At 36.5% G+C, this 26,129-nt stretch carries 22 protein-coding genes; 11 read left to right on the top strand and 11 right to left on the bottom strand.

What is annotated here, in order from left to right; translation table 11 throughout:
- Window positions 1–100: 100 nt before the first annotated feature.
- The 3 genes from gltS to ACZ5QH_RS09840 all read right to left on the bottom strand — a co-directional run bounded on the left by gltS (window position 101) and on the right by ACZ5QH_RS09840 (window position 3,215).
- Window positions 101–1,321: a sodium/glutamate symporter gene (gene gltS / locus ACZ5QH_RS09850; RefSeq protein ID WP_004720888.1), complete on the bottom strand. Its 1,221-nt coding sequence runs from the start codon at window positions 1,319–1,321 to the stop codon at window positions 101–103.
- A gap of 302 nt (window positions 1,322–1,623) precedes the next feature.
- The gene (locus ACZ5QH_RS09845; protein ID WP_303576193.1) at window positions 1,624–2,223 is read right to left on the bottom strand and encodes a hypothetical protein; all 600 of its coding nucleotides are present in this window, start codon (window positions 2,221–2,223) and stop codon (window positions 1,624–1,626) included.
- A gap of 8 nt (window positions 2,224–2,231) precedes the next feature.
- A complete protein-coding gene (locus ACZ5QH_RS09840; RefSeq protein ID WP_004821177.1) occupies window positions 2,232–3,215 on the bottom strand; it encodes an ion transporter in 984 nt (327 codons plus the stop codon).
- Window positions 3,216–4,008: 793 nt separating this feature from the next.
- Between ACZ5QH_RS09840 and ACZ5QH_RS09835 the strand changes: the two genes are divergently transcribed.
- Both ACZ5QH_RS09835 and mqo read left to right on the top strand, forming a co-directional pair.
- Window positions 4,009–4,494: an Lrp/AsnC family transcriptional regulator gene (locus ACZ5QH_RS09835; protein WP_004720894.1), complete on the top strand. Its 486-nt coding sequence runs from the start codon at window positions 4,009–4,011 to the stop codon at window positions 4,492–4,494.
- Between the two features lie 320 nt (window positions 4,495–4,814).
- Complete coding sequence (gene mqo / locus ACZ5QH_RS09830; protein WP_004720897.1) at window positions 4,815–6,461, top strand: malate dehydrogenase (quinone); 1,647 nt, start codon at window positions 4,815–4,817, stop codon at window positions 6,459–6,461.
- Between the two features lie 354 nt (window positions 6,462–6,815).
- Here mqo and ACZ5QH_RS09825 read toward each other — a convergent pair whose 3' ends face one another.
- Window positions 6,816–7,148 carry a helix-turn-helix domain-containing protein gene (locus ACZ5QH_RS09825; protein ID WP_004821175.1) on the bottom strand — a complete coding sequence of 111 codons (333 nt, stop codon included), beginning with the start codon at window positions 7,146–7,148 and terminating at the stop codon, window positions 6,816–6,818.
- Window positions 7,149–7,276: 128 nt separating this feature from the next.
- Between ACZ5QH_RS09825 and ACZ5QH_RS09820 the strand changes: the two genes are divergently transcribed.
- Window positions 7,277–7,705 carry a hypothetical protein gene (locus tag ACZ5QH_RS09820; RefSeq protein WP_303576194.1) on the top strand — a complete coding sequence of 143 codons (429 nt, stop codon included), beginning with the start codon at window positions 7,277–7,279 and terminating at the stop codon, window positions 7,703–7,705.
- 650 nt (window positions 7,706–8,355) lie between these two features.
- On the opposite strand, the gene ACZ5QH_RS09815 is transcribed toward ACZ5QH_RS09820, so the two are convergent.
- The 5 genes from ACZ5QH_RS09815 to ACZ5QH_RS09795 form a co-directional block, all read right to left on the bottom strand.
- The gene (locus tag ACZ5QH_RS09815; RefSeq protein ID WP_004720906.1) at window positions 8,356–10,995 is read right to left on the bottom strand and encodes a bifunctional aconitate hydratase 2/2-methylisocitrate dehydratase; all 2,640 of its coding nucleotides are present in this window, start codon (window positions 10,993–10,995) and stop codon (window positions 8,356–8,358) included.
- 383 nt (window positions 10,996–11,378) lie between these two features.
- Complete coding sequence (locus tag ACZ5QH_RS09810; protein WP_004720907.1) at window positions 11,379–11,648, bottom strand: hypothetical protein; 270 nt, start codon at window positions 11,646–11,648, stop codon at window positions 11,379–11,381.
- A 176-nt stretch (window positions 11,649–11,824) separates the two neighbouring features.
- Window positions 11,825–12,502, bottom strand: coding sequence for a tetratricopeptide repeat protein (locus ACZ5QH_RS09805; RefSeq protein WP_270382230.1), 678 nt, complete (start codon window positions 12,500–12,502; stop codon window positions 11,825–11,827).
- 65 nt (window positions 12,503–12,567) lie between these two features.
- Window positions 12,568–12,942 carry a hypothetical protein gene (locus ACZ5QH_RS09800; protein WP_004821171.1) on the bottom strand — a complete coding sequence of 125 codons (375 nt, stop codon included), beginning with the start codon at window positions 12,940–12,942 and terminating at the stop codon, window positions 12,568–12,570.
- Window positions 12,943–13,013: 71 nt separating this feature from the next.
- On the bottom strand, window positions 13,014–13,778 hold the full coding sequence (locus ACZ5QH_RS09795) for a glutathione S-transferase family protein (RefSeq protein ID WP_004821170.1): 765 nt from the start codon (window positions 13,776–13,778) through the stop codon (window positions 13,014–13,016).
- A 397-nt stretch (window positions 13,779–14,175) separates the two neighbouring features.
- Here ACZ5QH_RS09795 and ACZ5QH_RS09790 point away from each other — a divergent pair, with 397 nt between their 5' ends.
- From ACZ5QH_RS09790 to ychF, 8 genes are all read left to right on the top strand, one after another.
- Entirely contained in the window at window positions 14,176–15,381 is a 1,206-nt protein-coding gene (locus tag ACZ5QH_RS09790) for an SfnB family sulfur acquisition oxidoreductase (protein ID WP_303576195.1), read from the top strand.
- Window positions 15,382–15,417: 36 nt separating this feature from the next.
- Window positions 15,418–16,650: an SfnB family sulfur acquisition oxidoreductase gene (locus tag ACZ5QH_RS09785; protein WP_303576196.1), complete on the top strand. Its 1,233-nt coding sequence runs from the start codon at window positions 15,418–15,420 to the stop codon at window positions 16,648–16,650.
- A complete protein-coding gene (locus ACZ5QH_RS09780; RefSeq protein ID WP_244015850.1) occupies window positions 16,650–18,083 on the top strand; it encodes an LLM class flavin-dependent oxidoreductase in 1,434 nt (477 codons plus the stop codon). The genes ACZ5QH_RS09785 and ACZ5QH_RS09780 overlap by 1 nt, the downstream gene beginning before the upstream one ends.
- Before the next feature lie 55 nt (window positions 18,084–18,138).
- A complete protein-coding gene (locus tag ACZ5QH_RS09775) occupies window positions 18,139–19,020 on the top strand; it encodes a MetQ/NlpA family ABC transporter substrate-binding protein (RefSeq protein WP_303576197.1) in 882 nt (293 codons plus the stop codon).
- A gap of 10 nt (window positions 19,021–19,030) precedes the next feature.
- Window positions 19,031–19,867, top strand: a complete 837-nt coding sequence (locus ACZ5QH_RS09770) for a MetQ/NlpA family ABC transporter substrate-binding protein (RefSeq protein WP_303576198.1) — start codon at window positions 19,031–19,033, stop codon at window positions 19,865–19,867.
- Window positions 19,868–19,878: 11 nt separating this feature from the next.
- On the top strand, window positions 19,879–20,949 hold the full coding sequence (locus tag ACZ5QH_RS09765; RefSeq protein WP_303576199.1) for a methionine ABC transporter ATP-binding protein: 1,071 nt from the start codon (window positions 19,879–19,881) through the stop codon (window positions 20,947–20,949).
- A complete protein-coding gene (locus ACZ5QH_RS09760; RefSeq protein WP_034610152.1) occupies window positions 20,930–21,589 on the top strand; it encodes a methionine ABC transporter permease in 660 nt (219 codons plus the stop codon). The genes ACZ5QH_RS09765 and ACZ5QH_RS09760 overlap by 20 nt, the downstream gene beginning before the upstream one ends.
- 350 nt (window positions 21,590–21,939) lie before the next feature.
- Entirely contained in the window at window positions 21,940–23,031 is a 1,092-nt protein-coding gene (gene ychF / locus ACZ5QH_RS09755) for a redox-regulated ATPase YchF (RefSeq protein WP_004720929.1), read from the top strand.
- 491 nt (window positions 23,032–23,522) lie between these two features.
- Here the strand turns inward: ychF and ACZ5QH_RS09750 are convergent, their stop codons facing one another.
- Window positions 23,523–23,984, bottom strand: coding sequence for a hypothetical protein (locus tag ACZ5QH_RS09750; protein ID WP_303576200.1), 462 nt, complete (start codon window positions 23,982–23,984; stop codon window positions 23,523–23,525).
- Window positions 23,971–26,121: a M23 family metallopeptidase gene (locus ACZ5QH_RS09745; protein ID WP_303576201.1), complete on the bottom strand. Its 2,151-nt coding sequence runs from the start codon at window positions 26,119–26,121 to the stop codon at window positions 23,971–23,973. Before ACZ5QH_RS09745 ends, ACZ5QH_RS09750 begins: the two co-directional genes overlap by 14 nt.
- Window positions 26,122–26,129: the final 8 nt, after the last annotated feature.

Raw genomic sequence — 26,129 nt, 5'->3', positions numbered from 1 at the left:
GAATAATGATCAAACTGATTTAAATACAAAAAAAACAGCCACTTTTTGTGGCTGTTTCCCAAATGCCTAAGTCATCACATCGCTTTTTCTAACAGAACATTTAAAAGAACTTTGTAATGGTTTGAATGACCACAGCATTCACAATATCAACAAAAAATGCGCCAGTTAGAGGAATAATTAAAAATGCTTTATGCGAAGGCCCATAAGTATTGGTTACAGCTTGAATATTGGCAATCGCAGTTGGTGTTGCACCTAAATTTACCCCACACTGACCTGCACACAATACTGCTGCATCATAATTTTTACCCATAACTCGGAAAGTGACAAAAAATAGATATAAAGCTAGAAAAACCGTCTGAACGATCAGAATGATCACCAATGGACCAGCTAAATCAGCAAGTAACCACAATTGCAAAGACATCAAGGCGATAGCTAAAAATAAAGCCAAAGAGGCATTACCAAATACATCGATACAACGGTCAAACAGTTCAATTTTAAATACATATTCCAGTGTATTCCGTAAAAACACCCCACAACCCAATGCCCATACAAAGGTCGGTAACTCAAACCATTGTCCTTTAGCAACACCTGTCATGAAATTAGCAAAGACGATACACAGTGCAAACATTCCTATGGTTTTAACCGCATCATCAGCGGTAATCAAACGGGTCTTTTCTGGATATTCAAATGGTGCTGTTTCAGCAGATGGAGGAGCTTGCATACGCGCTGCAGATGGTGCTATTTCTTCAGCCAATTGATAACGACGAATCAGAAATTTTGCAACTGGACCACCCATCATTCCACCAATGACCAGACCAAATGTTGCACTCGCCATTCCTAAGACAATCGCACCTTTGATACCATAATTTTCTTCAAAAATACTGCCCCATGCTCCAGCTGTACCATGCCCACCAGTTAAAGTAACAGATCCTGCAATCAAGCCAATCAAAGGATTTAAATCGAGTGCGGTTGCCAAACTTATCCCAACAGCATTTTGCAGTAGCACATAAATCACTACGCAGACCATAAAAAGAAGCAGCGACTTGCCACCTTCTTTTAACTTAAGCAGACTTGCACTCAGTCCAACAGAAGTAAAAAACATCAACATAAAACTTTGTTGAATATTGGCATTAAAATTTACGGTTAAATTAAATTGCTTAAAAAGCACAAAAGTTACAGCAGCAGCAATTAACCCACCTACTACAGGTTCAGGAATATTATATTGCTTCAATATACTGATCTTATTTACAAGAAAATAACCAATAAAAAGAACGGCCACAGCAATTGCAATCGTGCCAAAAATATCAACATTAATGTTCATTGTTAACCATTCAAAACTTTTATGGCGTTATTAATACTTAAATTTACTCAATAATTCATTAAAAAATATGTAAAAAATAAATTTAAAACTCTTATTCGGCTATTCGTTGGTCAAAATATTTAGAAGAATTTTCATCATTATATAGATTGAATTTATCGTTGTTATTGTGAAGCACTCAGCGCAAATAAAGCGAGCATTGATTCGTCTCAGCCAATTTAAGAATGGATAGTGCTATGCAGATGATGACTACGGATCCAAGATAATTCACTACTTATATTTTTATAAATGACGGTCACTCATCTTCATTTTAGGGTCAATTCATTATTAAAAAAATTTTCACGCTGAATCAATTGACTCCATTCACGATAGCTGTACAACTTCAAATTTTCGACTTTATTACCTGTTAACAAATAACGCCCATCCCATGACAATACTTCGCGACAATCATCAGGTCGAATTTCCGAAAATTTCGGTAATTGAAATAAATGCTGTTCTAAAATCATTCCTAATTCTAATAGCTCTTTGAGAGTTTTCACATTTTTGGGAATCATTGAAAACAAAGGACACAAAGTTAAAATCTCTGCTACGATTTCGATTGGTTCTTCATACAAATCATCTAGACACCAGTTTCCATCCAAAGTTCTCCAGATATAGATATTCCAATGTCCTATACCAATACTTAATGTTTCAGGATCGGCATCAGGTTCTTGATAATACACTTGATATTTTAAAGATGCTGTAGACACGATATTCATTTGAGGAAGTTTTAAATATGAATAATTTTGAAAAACTTCCTCAAAAAATGATTGCAATCGGTTTTGTAAAATATCTAGACCTAAACTTTCAGAAAAAATACTCACGAATTTAGCTTTCTGCTGTTCTGAAAGATTAAGTTGATTCATCTAAATACTCACTCAGGTAACTTATATCCGCAATTTGGACAGAAACAATACTTGTTTTTTTCTCTTTCCAATTCCTGTTCTTTACGTTCACGAATCAGTTGTAAAACAATATCTCGCGTCTGTTCAGCAGATAAGCCAACATCTCTACGAATATCATCAATCTTGTCTTCATCATGAATGATGTCAATTTCACAGCTTTCTAACAGATCTCGAAACTTTAACTCCAGTTGTTGCTTTCTTAATTCCAATTCATTGGCTAAACCATTTGCCAAGATACCAGCGGGTAAAGCGGCCAATCCAACACCGAGTATGGTAATCAAAGCACCAAGGAAGCGTCCAAGTGGGGTAATTGGCGTTACATCACCATAACCCACAGTAGTGAGCGTCACCACCGCCCACCACATAGATGCAGGGATTGAGCTAAAGACATCGGGTTGCGCACGACCTTCGACAACATAAATGCCTGCTGCCGCCATCACGATCATAATCACCAAAATAAAAATCACGGCTTGAAATGAACCCTTTTCACGTTCTATAACGCGCAGTAGAATCTGTAATGAAATAAAATATCGGGTAAGTTTTAATAAACGCAGTAAGCGCAGAATCCGCAAAAATCTCAAATCAATATGTACAAAGAAGTTGATATATGCTGGTAAAATCGCCAGTAAATCGATAATCGCAGCACCACTGGTCACATATTTCCAGCGTACTCTCCACTCAGAATCAAACGGTTCTTTTTCTGCAACACTCCAAAAACGTAAAATATATTCAACTGTAAAGACAATGATTGAAAAATCCTCAAATGCATCGAAGTAAAGCTGATAGGCTTTATAAACATCATTGATTGACTCTAAAAGTACCGCGACAACATTACCAATGATTAGAAAAATCAAAGAGAAATTGATCGCACGACTAAACCACGTTTCATAATCTTCATTATGCAAATTGTCATATACAAATTTTCGGAGTGTGTACCAAGCTGTGAATCGCATGCATTATTCTTTATTTTAAAGATAAATCATCTTAATACTTCTCGATTTAATTGCACATCTTCAGCTGCTTGAGTTTACAATTTTGTTGATTATTTTGACTGTTAAAGCATCGAACTCAAAGTATAAATATATCTTATTCATTGCATAATTTTTTGTTATACAATGGGGTCTGTTGATAATTCGTCTATGTTTGCGACTACGTGTGTTTTTTAGGCGATACTAGGCACGAAATACGAAATTTAGTCATTCTAAATGAGTAGTTCGTAACGACGTAGCGGCAAAAAACACGCTAGTCCCCCGCTGCGCCTTGCGCTGCAAACAAAGCAGTGCTTTGTTCTTGCTCAGGGTTGTGGCTAAAATTATCTCAGCCTACGTTATGAAACTCGAAAATAGTCTCGCTATTCTCTTCGTTTCATGCCTTGTCTGCTCAATTTTAACCTACAACGCAAGCCATTTATGAAATGTCTACAGACCCTAAATAAGATTACAATGTCTTATTGAATCATATGCAATTTGTGAAGGCGCGCTTGAATTTTATCGTTTTAAAGCTATTTTTATAATTTTTTTAAAGCGTAGAATAAGGTCGCGGACAGTATCGTTAAAGGCACCCTTTCCTCTAAAGATACTATCCGCTAAATCAAAGCCAGTCTCCCAAATGTCTTTGATTTGATAAGTTTATTCTAGCGTTCTACTGAATAGAATGTTTCCCGTATTTAATATAAATCTCCAGTATTTTCGGAATGATTTTTCATATATTCCATTATTCTCGAAAATATTTTCTGTGGTAAAGCTCATGAATGAAAGTCAGTACACTTTAGATAGGATTGATCGCAAAATTTTATCGGCACTTCGAAAAGATGGTCGTTTAACGGTCGCTCAGCTCTCTGAACTGGTTGGACTCTCCTCTTCGCCATGTTGGACACGTGTTAAACGTCTAGAATCTTTAAATGTCATTGAAGGCTATACTGCCACCATTAATGCCAAAGCCATCGGGATTAATGAACTATTTTTTATTGAGATCACCTTAGAACGTCATGATGACGAAATTTTAGAGCAATTTAGTGATGCACTCAGTCAAATGCCTGAAGTTGTAGAAGCGCACTTGGTAACAGGCGATTATGATTATTTGGTCAAAGTTGCGGTGAAAAATGCTGAACATTATGAGCGCTTTTTACGTAAAAATTTATATTCAATGAAAGGTATTCGTCATACCCGCTCTATTTTTGCTTTACGTCCTTTAAAGCTTGAAAATAAATCAGACCTCATGATGATTGAATAAGCAAAAAAAACTTGAGAAGAGTTTTCATATTTAGGCTGGAAAACTCTTCTATTTAGTATATTTTTTAGCCACTTCAAAGTTACAAAAAGCTTAACACCTACAAAAAATAGTACTTTAGTCTAAGACTTTTTTGAATATTTATTACACAAATATACTAATCAAATTTTAATCTGGTTGTTTTTTGTACACATCTTTACAAATTTAAAAACAAATTATTTCATATATTTAAATCATTTACGAAAAAAATCATTACACAAACTAACATTTATGTAACTTTTCTACATTACAATATTATTAAAACTTGATGAAACAGGAAATATATGAAGAGATTTTTTAAATACCTACTGATTGTCATCGGGGTTATTTTTGTTATTGGATTGATCTTTTTATTCAGACCAATTGCTTCTAAAAAAGTCAACACAACAGCAGATGAACCAGTTGTAGATGTGGTACTTGTTGGTGGCGGTATTATGAGTGCAACCTTGGGGACTTACCTCAATGAAGTTGAACCAGACTGGACCATCAATATGTATGAACGTTTGGATCAGGTAGGTCAAGAAAGTTCTGCGGGATTCAACAACGCAGGAACGGGACACTCTGGCTTTATGGAAATGAACTATACCCCTGAGAAAGACGGTAAAGTTGATATTAAAAAAGCCATTGATACTGCTTCACAATTTGAAGTAAGTAAACAATTCTGGGCTTATCAGGTCAAAAATGGCGTGCTGGGTCAACCAAACAGCTTTATTAATCCTGTACCACATATTGCCTTTGTTTGGGGCGATAGCGTGAACTACATGAAAAAACGTTATGAAGCGATGAGCCAAAGCCCAATGTTCGAAGGATTAAAATATACTGAAAATCCTGCTGAAATTAAGCAATGGGCGCCTCTAGTTATGCAAGGCCGTGATGCAAATCAAAAAGTTGCTGCAACACGTATGGACGTAGGTTCTGATGTAAATTATGGTTCAATTACGACTCAATTAATTGATCATTTGAAAAAACAGCCTAAATTCAAACTTGAAACTTCATCTGAAGTAACAGGCATTAGTCAAAATGCAGACAAAACTTGGACTGTATCGTTTAAAAATCTAAAAACCAACACAACCAGCCATGTTAAAACTCGTCATGTGTTTATTGGTGCAGGTGGTGCTGCGATTAGATTATTGCAAATGACAGGTCTGGAAGAGACTAAGCAATATGCTGGCTTCCCGATCGGTGGTATTTTCTTGATGACAGACAATCCAGCTGTTACATCACAACATACTGCAAAAGTCTATGGTAAGCCTGAATTAGGTGCACCTCCAATGTCAGTACCACACATTGATACTCGTTACGTTGATGGTAAAAAGTATGTATTGTTTGGTCCATTCGCAACCTATTCAAACAAGTTCCTAAAAAATGGTTCTCAGTTTGATTTGATTGATGCGACCAACAAAAACAATGTGATTCCAATGGCAACCATTGGTATGGAAAATCTGGACTTGGTGAAATATTTAGTCAGCCAAGTGGCAATGTCTAAGCAAGATCAGTTCAATGAATTGAAAAAGTATTATCCAGATGCAAAAATCGAAGACTGGACTTTAAGCCAAGCTGGCCAACGTGTTCAAATCATCAAAAAAGCACCGGGTAAACCTGCAACACTTCAATTCGGTACAGAGATCTTCACCTCTAAAGATGGTTCAATCACTGGCCTTCTTGGTGCTTCACCAGGTGCATCAACCTCTCCATACATTATGTTGAGCTTGATGGAAAAAGCATTCCCTGAGCAAGTGAAAGGTAAATGGAATCCAAAATTGCATGAGATTGTGAAGTCTTATCAACAGGATTTAAATACCAACCCTGCTCTGCTTGATCAAGTGCGTACATATACCAGCTCGACTTTAGGTTTAAACTATACACCTACTCGTAAAGCTGCAAATGATGCGACAGCCGCTGCTGCACCTGCTGTAGCAAATGCACATTAATTTTCTTGTGTAAAAAAGATGAGCTACGGCTCATCTTTTTTATGGCTGAATATCTCATTTTGTGTTTTAATACAACCAGTATGAGATGAGCCTTATATAAGTATAGAGTGATCTATACGACTAGCCCCTGAATAAGGGGCTTTTTATTGTCTGATCATTTGATCAATAAGTTAAATGAGTATTATTATTTTAAAACGCAGTTAGTATATAAAAGTGATAAATTTCAAAGACACATACCGGGTTGATTTCAATTATATCAAGTTAGATTAAATTGCTTAAAATCATTATGCATAATGAAATAACTATAGAAGCTGAAGATCAATCGTATAATATTAATAAATATGAGATATAGAATTAGGACTTATTTTTAATCAAGCTATATATAAGCTGTTTTAAATTATCTTGAATATCTTTAGGCAGTTGTATAAATAGTGCATCTATGGGCATCTGATCCCAGTTCTCAGCAATGTTTTCATCATCATCTAAGCTTTCTGCCAATAAAAACAATTGCGCTACAGTGCAATTAAAAGCCTCAGCAAGGTACTGGAGTATTGCAGGACTGTACCCTTGATTGCCATTCTCAAGATTGGAAATATTACTTTTTGAAGTATTGGAAAAATCGGCTAATTGCTGCTGAGTCCAGCCTTTCCGTTTTCTCAAATAACGTATTGCATGACCTATATTCATTCTTTGATATTAGCTTAACAAAGTATCTTAGACGTATTGCAATGCAATATATTCTGCACCATAAGTATTGTTTTACAAAACAATAGTTTTGCAATACAATACCCATTGATTCACTAAAACTTAAAAAAATGATGCCTTATTCTAATATTATTCAAAATTTATCTGCAGATTTAGCAAGTTCATTTGCCTTGATTCAAAGTATGCTTAAAAACTATTTTATCGATTTAAATATTTTAGTGGTTGATAAAGATGAGTTTGACTACTTCTGTATGGCATTATTATTTACCATGTGTTCAAAAAATATAAGCAATGATGATCAAGAACTCATTCTATCTGGTTTTAAATACTCAGAATATGCAAAAATAAAAGTTAATTATTATATTGAGTATTTTAATTTAGACTCATCTTGTCTTATCGATGATTTAAATATCACTCCATTAACAAATACATTATTTGATTCTGTAAACACTGATTTTGATCCATCGAGCATCAATCATTATGTCGTTATTTTAGATTTTAAGAATATGATGACTGATGTTATAAAAATGTATAGTTAACAATTTTTTATTTTTATCAAAAAATATCTGTACTAAATTCCTAAATGAGCAATATACAATTGCCCATTTGAATCAATGACTTGTTTAATGCATCCTTTCAGTTGGTCAAACTGGTCGTCGACCACATTATATTTCTGAAATATTAATTTTTCTTGCCCTTCATCAAATTTATAAGTATATCCTTTACTAAATTTTAGAAATTTCGGAGATAGTTTTATAACATTTACAATACTGCTGATTATGTTATATGCGACTAAGGCCCCTTCAGAATCAATAATCGTTATACCATAGTAATTTAAACCAGTATGTCTAATCTTTTTAGATGGATTATAAGTTGGTATCTGTTGTAAAAAAACATAATTAGATCATCATGTATAGATACATCATAAGGTACTTGATTAACCAGTTGCATATGATCTTCATATGCATATGTTTCTTTATTTAAGACAACAAAATCATGTACTTGAGCCGTTTCTCACCAGTTTATATAAAATTGATGCAATTCCTTTACCCTATTATATAAACCATTCGAATATCATTTTAGCCATTATATTTAAGTAAATAGCACATATAAGCTTTTTTATACATAAAACTAAGGGCTGAATAATCAGCCCTTAGTTTTAACTCAATTTAATCTATTTTTCAATAAATTAGCTTAATTGAGCAGCAGCAATTTTCTTAGTATCGATGTCTTTAGCAGCATCTGTATACTCGCCCATCTTGTCGAAGTTCAAGTATTGATAGATGTCAGCAGACATGCTGTCGATTTGAGCAGCATATTGTTGATACTCTTCTGGAGAAGGTAATTTACCAAGTACCGCAGCAACAGATGCAAGCTCAGCAGAAGCTAAGTAAACATTTGCGCCTTGACCTAAACGGTTCGGGAAGTTACGTGTAGAAGTCGATACACAAGTTGTGTTCGGAGCTACACGTGCTTGGTTACCCATACATAATGAACAACCTGGCATTTCAGTACGCGCGCCAGCTTTACCATAAATGTTATAGAAACCTTCTTCCATCAATTGATGCTCGTCCATACGTGTTGGTGGAGCCAACCATAAACGAGTAGACAATGAACCACCTGGTACTTTATCAAGTAATTTACCAGCTGCACGGAAGTGACCAATGTTCGTCATACAAGAACCAACGAACACTTCATCGATTTTAACGCCTTGAACGTCAGAAAGAAGTTTAGCGTCATCTGGATCATTCGGGCAGCAAAGAACTGGTTCTTTAATGTCAGCAAGATCAATTTCATACACTTTAGTGTATTCAGCATCAGCATCAGCTTGAAGAAGTGATGGATTCGCTAACCATTTTTCCATGTTCTCAACACGGCGAGCCATAGTACGTGCATCGCCATAACCTTGAGAAATCATCCACTTCAACATTGTGATGTTAGAGTTCAAGTATTCAGCAACTTTCGTTTCAGAAAGTGTGATTGAACAACCAGCAGCAGAACGTTCAGCAGAAGCATCAGAAAGTTCGAATGCTTGCTCTACAGTTAAGTCAGTTTCCATTTCTGTTAAGTCGATTTCTAAGATACGACCAGAGAAAATGTTTTTCTTACCTTTTTTCTCTACAGTTAAGTCACCCGCTTGAATCGCGTAGTAAGGAATTGCATGTACAAGGTCACGTAGCGTGATACCAGGCTGCATTTTACCTTTGAACTTAACAAGTACAGACTCAGGCATATCCAACGGCATAACACCAGTTGCAGCAGCAAACGCGACAAGACCAGAACCCGCTGGGAATGAAATACCGATTGGGAAACGTGTATGTGAATCACCACCAGTACCAACTGTATCTGGAAGAAGCATACGGTTTAACCAAGAGTGAATAATACCGTCACCTGGACGTAATGAAACACCACCACGGTTCATGATGAAATCAGGAAGCGTATGTTGCATTTGAACGTCAACTGGTTTTGGATATGCAGCTGTGTGACAGAAAGATTGCATCACAAGATCAGCAGAGAAACCTAAGCAAGCTAAGTCTTTCAATTCATCACGAGTCATCGGACCAGTCGTATCTTGCGAACCAACAGTCGTCATTTTCGGTTCACAGTAAGTACCTGGACGAACGCCTTGACCTTCTGGAAGACCACAAGCACGACCAACCATTTTCTGAGCTTGAGTAAAGCCTTTACCAGTGTTTTCAGGTTGAACTGGAACACGGAATAAAGTAGATGCTGGAAGACCTAAAGCTTCACGCGCTTTAGTTGTCAAACCACGACCAACGATTAAGTTGATACGACCACCCGCACGAACTTCGTCAAGAAGAACAGGCGTTTTCAACTCAGATTCAGCGATTTGCTCGCCTGCTTTAAAAGCAGTGACTTTTGCTGCAGCATGATCAATTTTAAGAACGATTTCATCGCCCATGTTCATGTTAGCAACATCAATCTCTACAGGTAATGCACCAGCATCTTCCATTGTGTTGAAGAAAATTGGAGCGATTTTAGAACCTAAGCAGTAACCACCGTCTTTTTTGTTCGGGATGTGAGCAATGTCATCACCAAAGAACCAAAGCACTGAGTTAGTCGCAGATTTACGAGAAGAACCCGTACCAACAACGTCACCAACATAAGCAACTTGGTTGCCTTTTGCGATGAGTTCTTTGATTTGGTTTAATGGACCAACTTCACCAGGAACTTCTGGGTTGATACCATCACGTACGTTTTTAAGCATTGCATTTGCATGCAATGGGATATCTGGGCGGCTCCAAGCATCTTGTGCAGGAGACAAATCATCAGTATTTGTTTCGCCAGTTACTTTGAAAACAGTAAGTTTGATTTCTTCTGGAACATCTTTACGGCTAGTAAACCATTCAGCATCAGCCCAAGATTGCATAACGGCTTGTGCATTTGCATTACCCGCTTTGGCTTTTTCAGCAACGTCATGGAACGCATCAAATACAAGAAGCGTTTTTTTCAATGCTTCAGCAGCTAAGCTTGAAAGTGCAGCATCATCAAGTAATTCAACCAAAGGTGCTACGTTATAACCACCAAGCATAGTACCTAGTAAGTAAACCGCACGCTCTTTAGAAACCAATGGAGAAGTCGCTTCACCTTTAGCTACAGCAGTCAAGAAAGCAGCTTTTACATATGCAGCTTGGTCAACACCTGCTGGAACACGGTTTTCAAGCAAATCTACTAAAAATGCTTCTTCACCCGCTGGTGGATTTTTTAGTAATTCAACCAAGTCAGCAGTTTGAGCATCGTCAAGTGGCTTCGGTGGGACTCCGAGTGCGGCACGTTCTGCAACGTGTTGGCGGTAAGCTTCTAGCACGGTGTAATTCCTCTTTTTAAAAATTTACCTGTGAATTCCTGCTTATTAAAGCTTCACAGGCAATATGGACTGTCAAATTTTACTAAAAATCAAGCCAAAAGTTAATGCAATGAGCGTATTAATTCGTGATGACCATTATTTTATAAATAAATACTCATCACTTTTCGCTTCATTTAACTACAGATCTACACAGTACGCTTTCATCAGACGTTTATGTAAATTATTTCTCAAATTAATTTGAAAAAGCTCTAAAAATATTATCTTTGTAAACATGAACTTCACTTTAATAAGATTGAAGTTATGTTTACCTTGCCTTTAGACTGTTTCAGCCATAAAAAAAGCAACATATGTTGCCTTTTTTTTAGAACAAAGTACATTCCACCTTAGTGGACTGTCGTACTGTCTACATACTTTTGGAATTCTGTACGACAACCTTCAAATTTCATTTGCACTTCATCTTCATGAAACATTGAATGTTCAGTACACGCAAATGAAATTTTCACTTGATATAACTTTGCTCGTTCATCAATGACTTCTTGAAAAAAAACTTGATCACCTAAACTCAACACATAGTGACTTCCGCTAATCACAGCGACACCATTGTCATCTTCTAAGAGCAAATCTGCATTATGTAAATAAGCAACTACTTCCATTGTCTCACTCCTATGCTACTTTTTATTTTCTATTTCTATAATGTATATATGCTTTTCAATTTTTATGCTAATCATTTTTTGTGACGAGGTTTGACGATTACTTATATTTTTTCGATAACTCAACATAAAAAAGACCATGTTAGGGTGATCTTTATGCAAAAATACACCTAAACGATTTAAAGGGATGGACACTCAAAAGTGTGCATGTCTTGACCATTCACGATTCGGATTTCTAATTTACACAAATCGTATTCTTTCATTGTCTGCTGATCAGGTATATAGCCTGCTTGTTGTGCTTTAAGCATGACCTCGAGTGCTTTATTTTGATCTTGTGCTACACCTTTTCCTCGATAGTAAGCATTAGCCAAAAATAAATTTGCACTCAAATATCCACCTGCTTCTGCTTTTAAAAAATAATCAAACGCTTTTTGGGGATCTTTCTTTACATTGTCACCTTTGGAATAGATCAAACCAAGAAGCATTGCTGCATGTACATTACCGTATTCATTGGATGTTTCAAGTAAGCGGATTCCCTTAAAAACATCTTTTTTTATACCGTCGCCGTGATAATACATCGATCCTTTCGTATATATAGCTAAAGGATAATTTTGCTTAAAGGCTTGCTTAAGATACTGCATTGCTTTTGCTTTATCTTCATCTTGGTAAAGCATAAACAGCTGATATTGCGCCTTAGCTTCTCCATTTTCTGCTTGAGCAGTCAGTAATTCAATATTTAGCTTTAATTGTTGTTGAGTTTGATTACTTAAAACTCTAGTTGCTTTAGCATTGCTCAATACTGAAACAGCCAAAAATAATAATAAATAAGTTTTTGAAAAAAATTGTATTTTAGACATGATCAAACTCCATGTTCATTTACTATAATTATTACAAGGAATTTTTTTGTTAAAAAAACCGCCCCTTAGAACGGTTTATAATCTGGCATTTTTTTCGGATCATGCGGTGTATTTAGGCATTGTTCAAATGCTTCGTTCTTAAACTTTGCTTGAACTGCATCTTTATCCGCTTTTAGCTCTGCATCTGATAATGCATAGACTTTCTCTAAATACTCAAGTACAAAGCCCTTAGTCGTTGGATCAGTGACTTTATTCGCATACTCAATTGCTTCTTTCTTGGTAATCCCATTTTGACGATCTAAAGTAATAGAACGTGCAGCATTACCAATACTGGTACAGTAACCTTTCCAAATTTCTTCAGGAGTTGCAGGCTTTTTCTCAGTACAACCCGCCATCAATAAAACAGTGCTTATCGCACCTAAAATTACGAACTTCTGCATTAAAAAATCTCCAATTCCACACTATGATACTTAATTTTTCAGTAAATTGGAGAGTTTCTTGCTTTGAAATCTTACATTCCTCGCCAATCTACACGTGCATTGCGCTCAGTGGCGTAAATTCTTTTCACGTATTGCCCTAAAGGCAGTTCTAACAAATGTTGGCTAAATTCGGTAAATTCTTGAGAAATATTCTCTGCATATTCCTTTTCCCACGGTGTCGCAGGTAATTCTAATAACGGTGCAAGGATTGAACATACCGAGATATCTGCCAAACCAAGGCGATCACCAACAAAATAACGGCAACCGTTATCAATCAAAATCTTATTTAAACTGTCGATAGTCAGCTCTAAATTGTATTTAGATTCTTCGACTTTTTCTTTGTCCAATTGATAACTTTTTGAAACCATAGTTTTTAGAATAGGCTTTGAAATTTTTTCAAATTGACGTAAATAGCCTTTTTCACCAATCATAATTTCTAGCGGTTCATCGCCTTCTGCTAAAGCATGTGCCAATCCCCAACGACGTACATGAATACCTAACTCATTGGCAATCAAATCAATTTCTAAGGTTTTTTCGCGAAGCGTGTGATCTGTACGAAGCAGTCGATGTTCAGGATAAACGTCATCTAGATATAATGCGATTTGAGTCGATCCCGCAATAAAGCGTTCTCCATCTTTTAAAATAGGCAACTTGTTTTGCCCTGTTTTAAGTTGTGCAAATGCACGATGGACACCTGGGATTAAATTCTGCGCAACAAAATCCAATTCTTTATGATCAAGCAACCAACGGGCTTTTTCACAGTAATGCGAGAGTGGGAATTGGTACAACGTACGCATGTAATCTCCAAATTATTTTTTTTAATTAAAAGCTTAGACAAATCTAAAAGTTAAGATTAATCCTGAGTAATCTTGTGTACTTTAGACATTCATCGCTTGAATTACAATGTACTTTTTACTTCAATCGCTCGTCATATGACCCAATGCTTATTCTATGGTTATATCAGTTTCTTTATTCTTTATTCGTGATAGGAATAACAAAGCTGCTTCAGACTAAGAGCTCGACCAGAGGAATTCATAACAAGTTATAAATTTCAATTATTTAACATATATTCAATATTAAAAAACTTTGCGATTTTTATCCTAACAATATTTTTAGATAAGTTAAGCACAATAGTTCGTTTAATTTTTACCGCAATATTGCTTAGCGTTTTGGTATCTATTGAAAGGTGCCAATATGTCTAGTTTGAATTCTTCTACCTCAGCCTTTGTGATCCAAAACGATCAACAAGCAATAAATGCAGCTTACCAAGTTGCTGATTTTGCTTTGGTAGAACGAAATATACGTGATCAACAACGAATTTTACCAGTTGATGTCATACAAGAATTAAGTCTCAAAGGATTAGGCGGAATTCGTATTGCCAAAAAATATGGTGGCGCTCAAGTTTCAAATAAAACCCTTGCGCATGTTTTCTGTATTTTATCCAAAGCAGATGCCAGTGTTGGACAGATTCCACAAAATCAATTTGGCCTGTTAAATGCCATTGAGCATATCGCCAATGAACAGCAAAAACAGTTTATTTATACTGAAATTTTAAAGGGTAAACGGCTTTCTAATGGTGGCCCAGAACGCAATACCAAAGATACACGAACCATTGAAACACGTTTAGAACAGATCAATGGTCAATACCTTTTAAATGGTGAGAAGTTTTATTCAACGGGTTCATATTTTGCCGATTGGTTGGCGATACGTGCAATTCACCCAAATGGTCATATTGTTTTAACAATTATTGATGCAAAAGCTGACGGTGTTGAAATTGTTGATGATTGGGATGGCTTTGGACAACGTACAACGGCAAGTGGCACAGTGCGTTTAAAGAATGTTGTGGTTCACCCAGATCTTATTATGGATGAAAAACCACTTGCCGATGCGTCAAAATATCGTGGTGCGTACTCACAACTGATTCAGGTTGCGATTGATGTGGGTATTGCAGAAGCAGCCTTTGCAGATACTTTATCTGCAATCCATAAAGCGCGCCCAATCATTGATGCCAATGTGGATAAAGCCAGTTTTGAAGCGTATACCCTACAAGAAGTCGGTAAGCTCAATATCTTACTCGATGCATCGATTTTATTGCTGGATGAAGCCGCAGAATATTTAGATCAGTTAGATTCACAAGACATCGTCAGTCCTGAACAAGCCAGTAAAGCCTCCATTATCGTTGCTGAGGCAAAAGTGTATGCCAATGATGCAGCACTACTTATTTCTGAAAAATTACTTGAATTGGGTGGTAGTCGTTCAAGCCTAGAAACTCATAATCTCGATCAACACTGGCGTAATGCTCGTGTGCATACCTTACATGACCCTGTGCGTTGGAAACTTCATGCCATTGGAAACTATTACTTAAATGGTACGCAAAATCAGCGCCATGCGTGGATTTAAAGTTAAACGACTTTGTTACTCATCAGGGAAATATATATGACAACTTATCAAGATATCAATAAAACATTGGATGTACACAATCATCCCTTTGCACAAGCACATATTATTCAAAATGATCAAGAAGCTTTAGAAATCGCGCAACAGTTGAGTCAGCAATTTAAAGAGAATGCGATACTCCGTGATGCTGAAAGAATTTTACCTTTTGATGAGGTTGAAGCTTTTAGTCAATCTGGGTTATGGGCGATCACAGTACCGCGGCAATATGGTGGTGCAGAAGTATCTACCCATACTGTTGCTAAAATAATTGCATTATTCAGTGGCGTAGATGGCTCTATTGGTCAAATCCCACAAAACCATTTTTATGCACTGGAAGTATTACGTAATACAGGCACCGAGCAGCAAAAGAAAAAACTCTATAGTGAAGTACTTCAAGGCGCTCGTTTTGGTAATGCGCTCGCTGAATTTAAGACCAAGACTGCTGCACAAAAGCATACCCAAATTAGTCAAACTGAACATGGTTATGTGGTCAATGGGGAAAAGTTCTATTGCACGGGCAGTCTATTTGCCCATCGTATTCCGACATTAGTCCGTGATGCTGAAGAACGTGAATATTTAGCTTTTATTTCTGCCGATGCACAAGGCTTACAACGTATCAATGATTGGTCAGGCTTTGGACAAAAAACCACAGGCAGTGGCACCGTTAAATTCAATCAAGTTTTTGTTGAATCTGAATACGTCATTCGTTTTGACACCGCATTTTCTGAACCCACCCTCGTTGGGCCATTTGCACAAATTATGCATGCTGCGATTGAAACAGGTATTGCACGTGCAGCTTTTGAAGAAACAATAGAACGGGTTAAAAAAGCACGCGCATGGATTGATGCCAATGTAGAACGTGCAGACCAAGATCCGCTGACCATTTATGAATTAGGCCGTGTTGCTGCGGATGTAAGAGCAAGTGAGGTTTTATTAAAACAAGCTGCTCAATCTATTGATGCAGCAAAACCACAACCTACAGTTGAAAATATTGCCAAAGCCTCCCTAGATGTAGCTAAAGTCCGTGCACACAGCACAGAAACAGCATTAAAAGCATCTTCAAAATTGATTGAGTTGGCTGGAAGTCGTGGTAGTCAACGTGCCGATGGTTTAGATCGACATTGGCGCAATGTACGGGTACATACACTGCATGATGCATCACGCTGGAAATATTATTTTATTGGAAACTATGTATTAAACAACATCCTTCCACCACGCAGAGGGACATTGTAATGACAAATACATCTCAACATACAGCACCTAAGAAGCAAATCTTACTCAATGCTTTTGATATGAACAGTGTCGGCCATATCAATCACGGCTTATGGACCCATCCACGTGATGAATCTCATCGTTTTAATGAGCTCAATTACTGGACTGATCTCGCTAAGACCTTGGAGCAAGGTCTATTTGATGGGTTGTTTATCGCAGACATTACCGGTGTTTATGATGTTTATCAGAATGGTATAGATTTAACCTTAAAAGAGTCCATTCAACTGCCGAGTCATGACCCATCTACCTTGATTTCAGCAATGGCAGCGGTAACCCAAAATCTAGGTTTTGGCGTGACCGTAAACTTAAGTTATGAAACACCGTACCAATTCGCACGGCGCTTCGCGAGTTTAGATCATCTGACACAAGGTCGGATTGGCTGGAATATTGTGACGGGTTATTTGGACAGTGCTGAACGCTTGATTGGGCAAAAAGGTCTAAAAGATCATGACTTACGTTATGAACAAGCTGAAGAATTTTTAGAGCTTTGCTATAAATTTTGGGAAGGTTCTTGGGAAAATGATGCAGTACAAAAAGATAAGCAAAAGCGTATTTTTACTGACCCGAAAAAAGTTCATCAAATTAACCATCAAGGGCGCTTTTATCAAAGCCAAGGTGTTTTCCAAGTCTCACCTTCACCACAGCGTACCCCTGTGCTCTTTCAAGCTGGCGCTTCACCACGCGGTTTAGCATTCTCCACACGTCATGCAGAATGTGTCTTTATTGGGGGGGACCAACCTGCAAAGATCAAACAACAAGTGGATAAGATTCGAGAATTGGCTGTACAGCAAGGCCGTAATCCAGAAGATATTAAAATCTTTGTGGGAATCACAGTGGTTACAGCTGAAACAGATGAGTTAGCTCAAGAGAAATTAGCTGAATATGCTCGCTATGCAAGTCCAGAAGCAGGTTTAGCACATTTCTCAAGTTCAGTCGGTATCGACTTATCCAAATATGCTGATGATGAAGCAATTCCATATCAACAAACCAACAGTATTGCTTCTGTCAATAATAAATTTAAAGAGAACCAGATCACACCTAACGATCTTAAAGCACAGCATCAACTCGGTGGTCGTTATCCACTGATTGTTGGAAGTGGTGAAACAATTGCTGAAAAATTAATTCAGTTGATTGATGAAACAGGTATTGATGGTTTCAACCTAACTCGTACTGTTGCGCCTGAATCACATCATGACTTTATTCGTTTTGTGATTCCTGAGCTGCAACAACGTGGCAGATTTAAAACCAAATATGAAAATGGTTCTTTACGCAACAAAATCTTTAAACAGGGCGATCATTTAACCCAACAACACCCTGCTGCTGATTTTCGATGTCAAAACTCAAATCATAACAACAGCATCGAAACGGCAGATCAGCAAAAGCAAACTGCCTAAATAACCTAATCAGCAAACATGATGAATTGAATAATTTCACTTTAAGGGGTGTCACATGACTCAAATAAACTCACCTGCAAATGGTAAGCCATCCAAAAAATCAGGCTCCAAGAATAAATTTATTTTGCTTGGCGTGATCATTATTGCCGTGATTGCAGGACTTTTTTATTGGAACCAACATAAAAAAGCCGGTTCAGAAGAAATCACCATTGGTATTAGCCCACCCTTTGCCAAGCCTTTACAAGTTGCAGCAGAGGAAGCCAAGAAACAAGGGATTCATATTAAACTGGTGGAATTTTCAGATTGGAACACACCGAATATCACACTGAATCATGGTGATATTGATGCAAACTATTTCCAACACCAACCATTTTTAAGCAATGCGTTAAAAGAAACTGATTTTAAACTGAAACCGATTGCCACAGGTGTTGCAACTCATGTGGGTTTGTATTCTAAAAAATATGATTCTTTAGCAGCTGTACCTGAAAATGCACGTGTGGTGATTCCAAATGACCCAGTCAACCAAGGTCGCGCACTGTTGCTTTTACAACAGGCAAAACTCATCACCTTGAAAGATCCAAATAACCACTTATCAAACTTACAAGACATTAGCTCAAATCCTAAAAACTTTAAATTTATTGAAGTTGAAGGACCTCAAACTGCGCGTGCTGTAGATGATGCTGATTTAGTATTTAGCTACCCGCTTTATTTACGTCTTGCAAAAACCATTGATCCAAACAAAGCATTATTACTCGATGATAATACCAATACACGTTATGCGATCTTGTTTGTTGTAAAAGATGACTATGAGCAAAAGCACCCAGAAAAAGCCAAACAGTTAAAAGAGTTTGTAAAAATTTACCAAACTTCAGACAAGGTCAAACAGGCTTTAAATGATGATATTGGTGAAAATTTATGGTTCCCAGGTTGGAAATAAGGAATAACTCATGTCCCAAGTTTCCAAGCTCAAAAAAAAGAACCTGCTGATTGGTCTTGCTGTTGTCATCGTATTATTAGGACTTTTTGCCTATCGTTATGTACAAAATCAACAAAAGGATAATGTACTCACGATTGGCATTAGCCCACCTTATGCCGAATTACTACAAACGGTTGCCAAAGAAGTAGAGAAAGATGGTATCCATGTCAAACTGGTCGAATTTTCAGATTGGCAAGCTCCCAATGTTGCGGTACAAAACCGTGACATTGACGCTAACTTTTTCCAACAAAGTGTATTTTTAAGGAATGCTATTAAGCAAACCAATTACGATTTGCATGCTTTTGGTACAGGTAGCGGCAGCCATGTCGGTTTATATTCAAAACAATATAAATCCTTAGCCGCCTTACCTCAAAATGCTCGTGTTGTCATCCCGAGTGACCCCGTTAACTCTGCGCGTGCTTTGATCCTGCTACACCGTGCAGGGCTAATTCAAATCAAAGACATCAACAATGAACTTTCCACACTTCAAGATATTGTTTCAAACCCAAAACAGTTGAAGTTTATAGAAGTTGAAGGTCCACAAACAGCTTTAGCTTATGATGATGCAGATCTGATTTTTGGTTTTCCGCATTACTTAAATATGGCAAAAAAAGCCGATCCGCATAGTGCCCTGTTTTTAGATCCCGTTGATAAAAAGTACGCCATTCTTTTTGTGACACGTACTGATTATCAAGACAAAAATCAAAAGTTAGAGAAATTTATTCAAGCTTTCCAAAACTCACAGCAAGTTCGAGATATTTTAGATAAAGATTTCGGCAAAGATATGTGGTTTGCAGGCTGGAAATAAGGAGAATAGAAATGGTGAGTTTCGGTTCGCATGTTGATTTTTCAGTCCCTCATATCAAAATTCGTGATTTGAATAAATACTATGATGGGCAAGATCAACAGATCCATGCATTAAAAAATATCAACTTAGATATCCCTCAAGGCAAGATTTTCGGCATCATCGGTAAAAGTGGCGCAGGTAAATCTTCCTTGATCCGAACCTTAAATGGTTTAGAAGGTATTTCTGAGGGTAGTATTCATATTCATCAACAGAATTTGGCTGAACTCAGTCATGCTGAGTTGATTCAAACACGTCAAAGAATCGGGATGATTTTTCAGCATTTTAATTTAATGTCTGCCAAAACAGTTTGGGACAATGTGGCTTTGCCCTTAAAAATTGCCCATGTCGATAAAGCTGAAATTGAAACACGTGTCAACGATGTTTTAGAACTGGTCGGATTGGGAAATAAAGCGCATAACTACCCTTCACAGCTGTCTGGTGGTCAAAAGCAACGTGTTGGTATTGCTCGTGCGCTGGTGCATCATCCAGAAATATTATTGTGTGATGAAGCAACGTCTGCACTTGATCCTGAAAGTACCTCAGTGGTTTTATCCTTGCTGAAAAAAATCAATCGAGAATTGGGGATTACCATTGTTTTAATTACCCATGAGATGCAAGTGATTCGCGAAATTTGCGATCAAGTGGTGGTGATTGAACATGGTGAAATCGTAGAGTCAGGACAAGTCTGGTCCGTGTTTTCACAGCCTCAGCAGAAAATCACACAAGAATTGTTAAACCTAGAGCAACTCGATTTGCCCTTTCCAGTGCATACAGAGTTGCAACAAGATTCAACCCATAGCATTTTAAAACTACGTTATGAAACCGATCCGAAAAACTCACCTGATTTAGTGGAACTTTTTCAGGTTTTTGATAAATCGGTACATTTATATCAAAGTCATATCGACAATATCCAAAACCATTTGATTGGAACGCTGATTGTCGGTACTGAACAAACCCATTTAGACCTGCATAATTTACAAGAAAGGTTAAAACATCAAATTGCGCAAATAGAGGTACTTGGCTATGCAAGACCAACTCATTGATTTATTGCTGACAGGAACCATAGATACCTTACTGATGGTTGGCGTATCTGCCTTTGTTGCTTTTTTGATTGGCTTACCTTTGGCGGTAATTTTGGTCAATACATCTGAACAAGGCATTTATCCATCTAAAAAGATCAATCATGCATTGGGGACGGTGATTAATATTACTCGATCTGTTCCCTTTTTGATTTTAATGGTGGCGCTGATTCCTTTAACCCGATGGATTGTCGGAACCAGTTACGGAGTCTGGGCAGCTGTTGTTCCCTTAACTTTAGCCGCGACCCCTTTCTTTGCCCGTATTGCAGAAGTTAGCTTACGTGAAGTTGATCAAGGTCTAATTGAAGCAGCACAAGCGATGGGCTGTAACCGTAAGCAAATCGTTTGGCATGTACTTTTACCTGAAGCCCTTCCCGGTATTGTGGCTGGTTTTACAGTCACAATTGTCACCATGATTAACTCCTCTGCAATTGCGGGTGCAATTGGTGCTGGTGGCTTAGGTGATATTGCTTACCGTTATGGTTATCAACGTTTTGATATGCAAATGATGTTTGCTGTGATTGTGGTCTTGGTGGCTTTGGTCATGATCGTTCAGGCATTTGGTGACAGTTTGGCAAGCCAATTGGATAAACGGAAAATTTAAGTTTTTCCAATTAACGTCATTTGCATCAATATAAATAAAATAAATTCCACTTTTGCCTTGTTGAATTATACAAGGCTCATCCATCTGTAGGGCGACATGGATGTCGTCGTTAGACGAAGGATAGTAACTTTACTTAATTTGATCCACTTATAAAAATCATATTAAAACTATTGTCACTCCCCTAGAATGCTCATTTTGTTCAATAAAAGTGCTGATCTCAGGTAAATATGTAGCACTTGATATATTCGAGATGATCTGATTTTAAAACTTATAGGTCGCAGACCTGACTTTGTCATGGCTTTCATGTAAAATCATCCGCAATTTTTATATAACACTTTGTGAGTTATTTCATGGGTTTTAATTGCGGTATTGTCGGCTTGCCGAACGTTGGTAAATCTACACTTTTCAATGCATTGACTAAAGCTGCTATTGCTGCGGAAAACTTCCCATTCTGTACCATTGAACCAAATACAGGCATCGTACCTGTACCTGATCCACGTTTAGACAAATTAACAGCCATTGTTAAACCACAACGTGTTATTCCAACTACGATGGAATTTGTAGATATTGCAGGTTTAGTTGCGGGTGCATCTAAAGGCGAAGGTTTGGGTAACCAATTCCTTGCAAACATCCGTGAAACTGATGCAATTGCACACGTTGTACGTTGTTTTGAAGATGAAAACGTAATTCATGTAAATGGTAAAATTGATCCATTAGATGATATTGCAACGATTAATACTGAACTTGCACTTGCTGACTTGGAAACTGTAACTAAAGCAGTTACCCGTTTGGCAAAATCAGCTAAAAGCGGTGATAAAGAAGCGCTTGCAACAAAAGCAGTTTTAGAAAAAATTCTACCTTTACTTGATGAAGGCAAGCCAGCTCGTGCAGCTGATTTAGATGATGATGAACGTAAACTTGTGCGTGGTTTTGGTTTAATGACATTAAAACCGACCATGTATATTGCAAACGTTGCAGAAGATGGTTTTGAAAACAACCCACATCTTGAAGCTGTGAAAAAGTTAGCTGCTGAGGAAAATGCAATCGTTGTTCCGCTTTGTAACCAAATCGAAGCTGAAATTTCATTGTTGGATGATGAAGATCGTGCTGAATTCCTTGAAGCATTAGGCATGGAAGAACCAGGTCTAAATGTGGTAATTCGTGCAGGTTATAGCTTACTAGGCTTACAAACTTACTTTACAGCAGGTGTTCAAGAAGTTCGTGCTTGGACTGTAAAAGTGGGAGCAACTGCACCTCAAGCTGCTGGTGTAATCCACACTGACTTTGAAAAAGGCTTTATTCGTGCAGAATGTATTGCATATGATGATTTCATCCAATACAACGGTGAAAACGGCGCTAAAGAAGCAGGAAAATGGCGTTTAGAAGGTAAAACTTACATCGTTCAAGATGGTGATGTCTTGCACTTCCGTTTTAACGTATAAGCAGATCTCATGCTTTGATGAGACAGGTTGAAGACTTCTTCAACCTGTTTTTTTATTTATCCATCTTTTAATCACACCATATAATTATCACTTCAAAAAGTTCATTAGCCCATTTAATTTTTCTTTGTAACTATCAATATTAAAGTAGTCAGCGATTTTTAGGCTAAATATTATTAGCTTTCATAATGAATAAACATGTTTTGTTGTTTTGAAGATAAAGGCATTCTCCCTTTTTGCACAATGACATCAATATCGCCTTCACCAAATTTAATATTGACTCCCATGTATTCTGCAAAGATTACAATTTTATCTAAAGCCTAGGCAGTTCAGCCCTTTTCAGAAAAAATTGCAAATTTCTGTGATTCTAAGTCAGGCTGAACCATTAACCAATTGGTTATTTTATAGCGCATTATTGCTGATGATGTCATTAGGGATTAAATGTATTTATGCAACAAAGCCCTGTATAAACATAACATTGTGAATAAAAGCCATTAATTATAGATATCATCACATTTAATTTCTTTTATTTTTTTACTATTAAATTCTGCTTTACATTTTACCAGCTTATAGTATCCATTCGCACTCAATTTATACTCTAGTATTTTTTTTGGATTTCCCAGAGATTTAGTAATTATTATATTTGGTAATTTTGCATTTTTTTCATTAAAATTTATAGTGAAAGACATAGGTGCATCTAATATTTCACAATACAGACCGTTTTTTCTTTCTATAATAAAATGTTCAGGTGAATTGTTTGCTGTTTTGTCTTTAATAAATATTAAATTTGAATTTTTAGTATTTTTTACTAAAATGTTTTCATCTTCTTTAAAGCTCTCTCCAAATCTTTGCATTAAATATGCATCAATATTTTTAAAGCATTTATTATCAATACCACCTGCATTTGTATAAGTATTAAATACTATAAAAAATAATAAAAATCTAAATAAAGTCATAATTTACTTTCCCAATTTTGATCAATTTTACTGAAATATTTAAAGGCCAACGCTGAAGTTCTGCTCCCATAGCCGGATATTTATAATTTTCTTCCCCAGTTTTTAGCTCATCATCTAATAATATATTTTGTAAATATTTAGCATATTCTTGCCTTTCTTTATATCCATTACCACCACCATTCAATAACCAACAATTAAATCCAATAGAAATCTCATCATAATGACAATCTGCAACCCGATTCATATTAGAAGTACCTCGAAATGATTTTGAAACCCAAAAATATCCACTAGCTTCAGATGCATGGTTAAAGTCAGTTTCTATAATATTAGGGTCAAATCTAGGAAACCATTTTTCGCTTTCTCCAGTATCAGCATTCTTATGTACCGAAGTTTGGGTTATTCTGCTATCACGATAACTTCCAGTATGTTGTGGAAGGGCTTTGAATTTACCATATCCACTATAATTTGGAAAAGCCCAAGTTAATTGATGGAAACCCCGACCATAGAATGCTCCATAAACGTTAGTACGTCCTTTACCATATTCAGTTAAGGTTTGAAATAAATCAATTTCAATAAAAGTTTGAGTTAAATTGTGTGCGTATCTTTTAAATGAGCCACATGAATATTTATTAATAAAATGATTATAAAAAATATAATAATTTTTTACCCTATTAATTGCTTCGTTAAATGAAACACTACCTTTTGACTGTGTCTTTCGGGGAATACATCTTGCAAACTCTTCATTAGATAAAAAAGTACATTTTCTAAAATGTCTGATAAATTCTCTTGGATGAAAATGCCAAACTTTATCTTTTACTGGTAGTTCAGATACTTTATCCCAAAAACTTAGATCCATAATATACTTTTTAAACTTAGTGAAATCGGCTGTAGTCATTGGATTTGGATTTTCATCACTTTTTTGGGTTACCCAATTGTATTGAGTTTCAACCAATGACTCGCTCCATTCGGTAGGAAATTGACAAATTGTTCGACTTAATCGAAATTTAACTTCAGCATCTCCGAGCATATTTTTTAAATCAGCATTTGTAGACTTACCATCTTTGTTTCCATCTAACCAAGCCTTCAGCAAGGGAGAGTTACACTGACTATCAGGTGTTGGATCATCATTAAATAAACGCCACCCAACCCAATGAGGAAAATCTCCATCACTAAATTTCTTTATGGCATCTGTATTAAGATTTACAAAACCTTCTTTGTTATCAGGTAAAGGAATTTTATGCCAATGAGATATAGTCGATACATTACTTGGTTCAACCGCTACATTCAATATACGACCAAACCTAAATAGTTCAAAAATTGCGCTGTGCGATACTGTAGCTGTCGCAAATTTTTTAGAATATTTATATAAATCATATTCGTATTCTTCTCGTTCATTTTTGTCTTTATCATTCAGTTTATATTTAACTAATAATGGTTTTGTTCTTTGTTTTTGAAAAATCCCCTGTCCAAGCTCCTTATAAGTTTGTGTATAAGCCTTTCCATTTTTAAAACTTAAACACATGTATAAAGCCATATTTGAAGTATAAATTTCATTTGTTGCACTAGCTTCTTTGTAAAATTTAGTACCAGATGGTAAATAAAAATGAATATCTCCATAGACTACATCTTTACGCCCGTTTGTACCTAGATTTAATTCAGCTGTGCTACGACCAATTATTTTTGTTAAATTTGCTTGGTCGCAAACAATTTCAAAATGTATTTTATTCTCATTTTGGTGTTGTCCTACTAAACCAATTTTTTGCTTCCGATATATTTTTCTTCCTTTATCTAAGCCAATTTCTATCTGCCTTAGATGCATATAAATAGAAAAATATTTAACTTTAACATTGTCACCAATTTCCGTTTCATGTTCGATTACAACACAAGCTTTGTGAGATTTAGAACCTTCATAATCAATGAGCTCGAAATCTTTTCTTGCATAAATCACTTTTCCATCAGCAATAGCTCTAACTACGTTATCATTACCATTGGCAACTTGGTTATAACCCCCATGCCAGGCTAATGTATCCAAAACAGGATATTCGTCCGCTATTGTACCCACAGGCATCAAAGTATTTATCCAATCATCATCAGATTGATTTGTATTAGGTTTTAAAATAAGAGGACTTATAATCATTGTTATAT

This window comes from Acinetobacter sp. Ac8 (assembly GCF_055392545.1).
The sequence above is the reverse complement of the archived record's forward strand: the minus strand, read 5'-3'. Positions and strand labels throughout refer to the sequence as shown.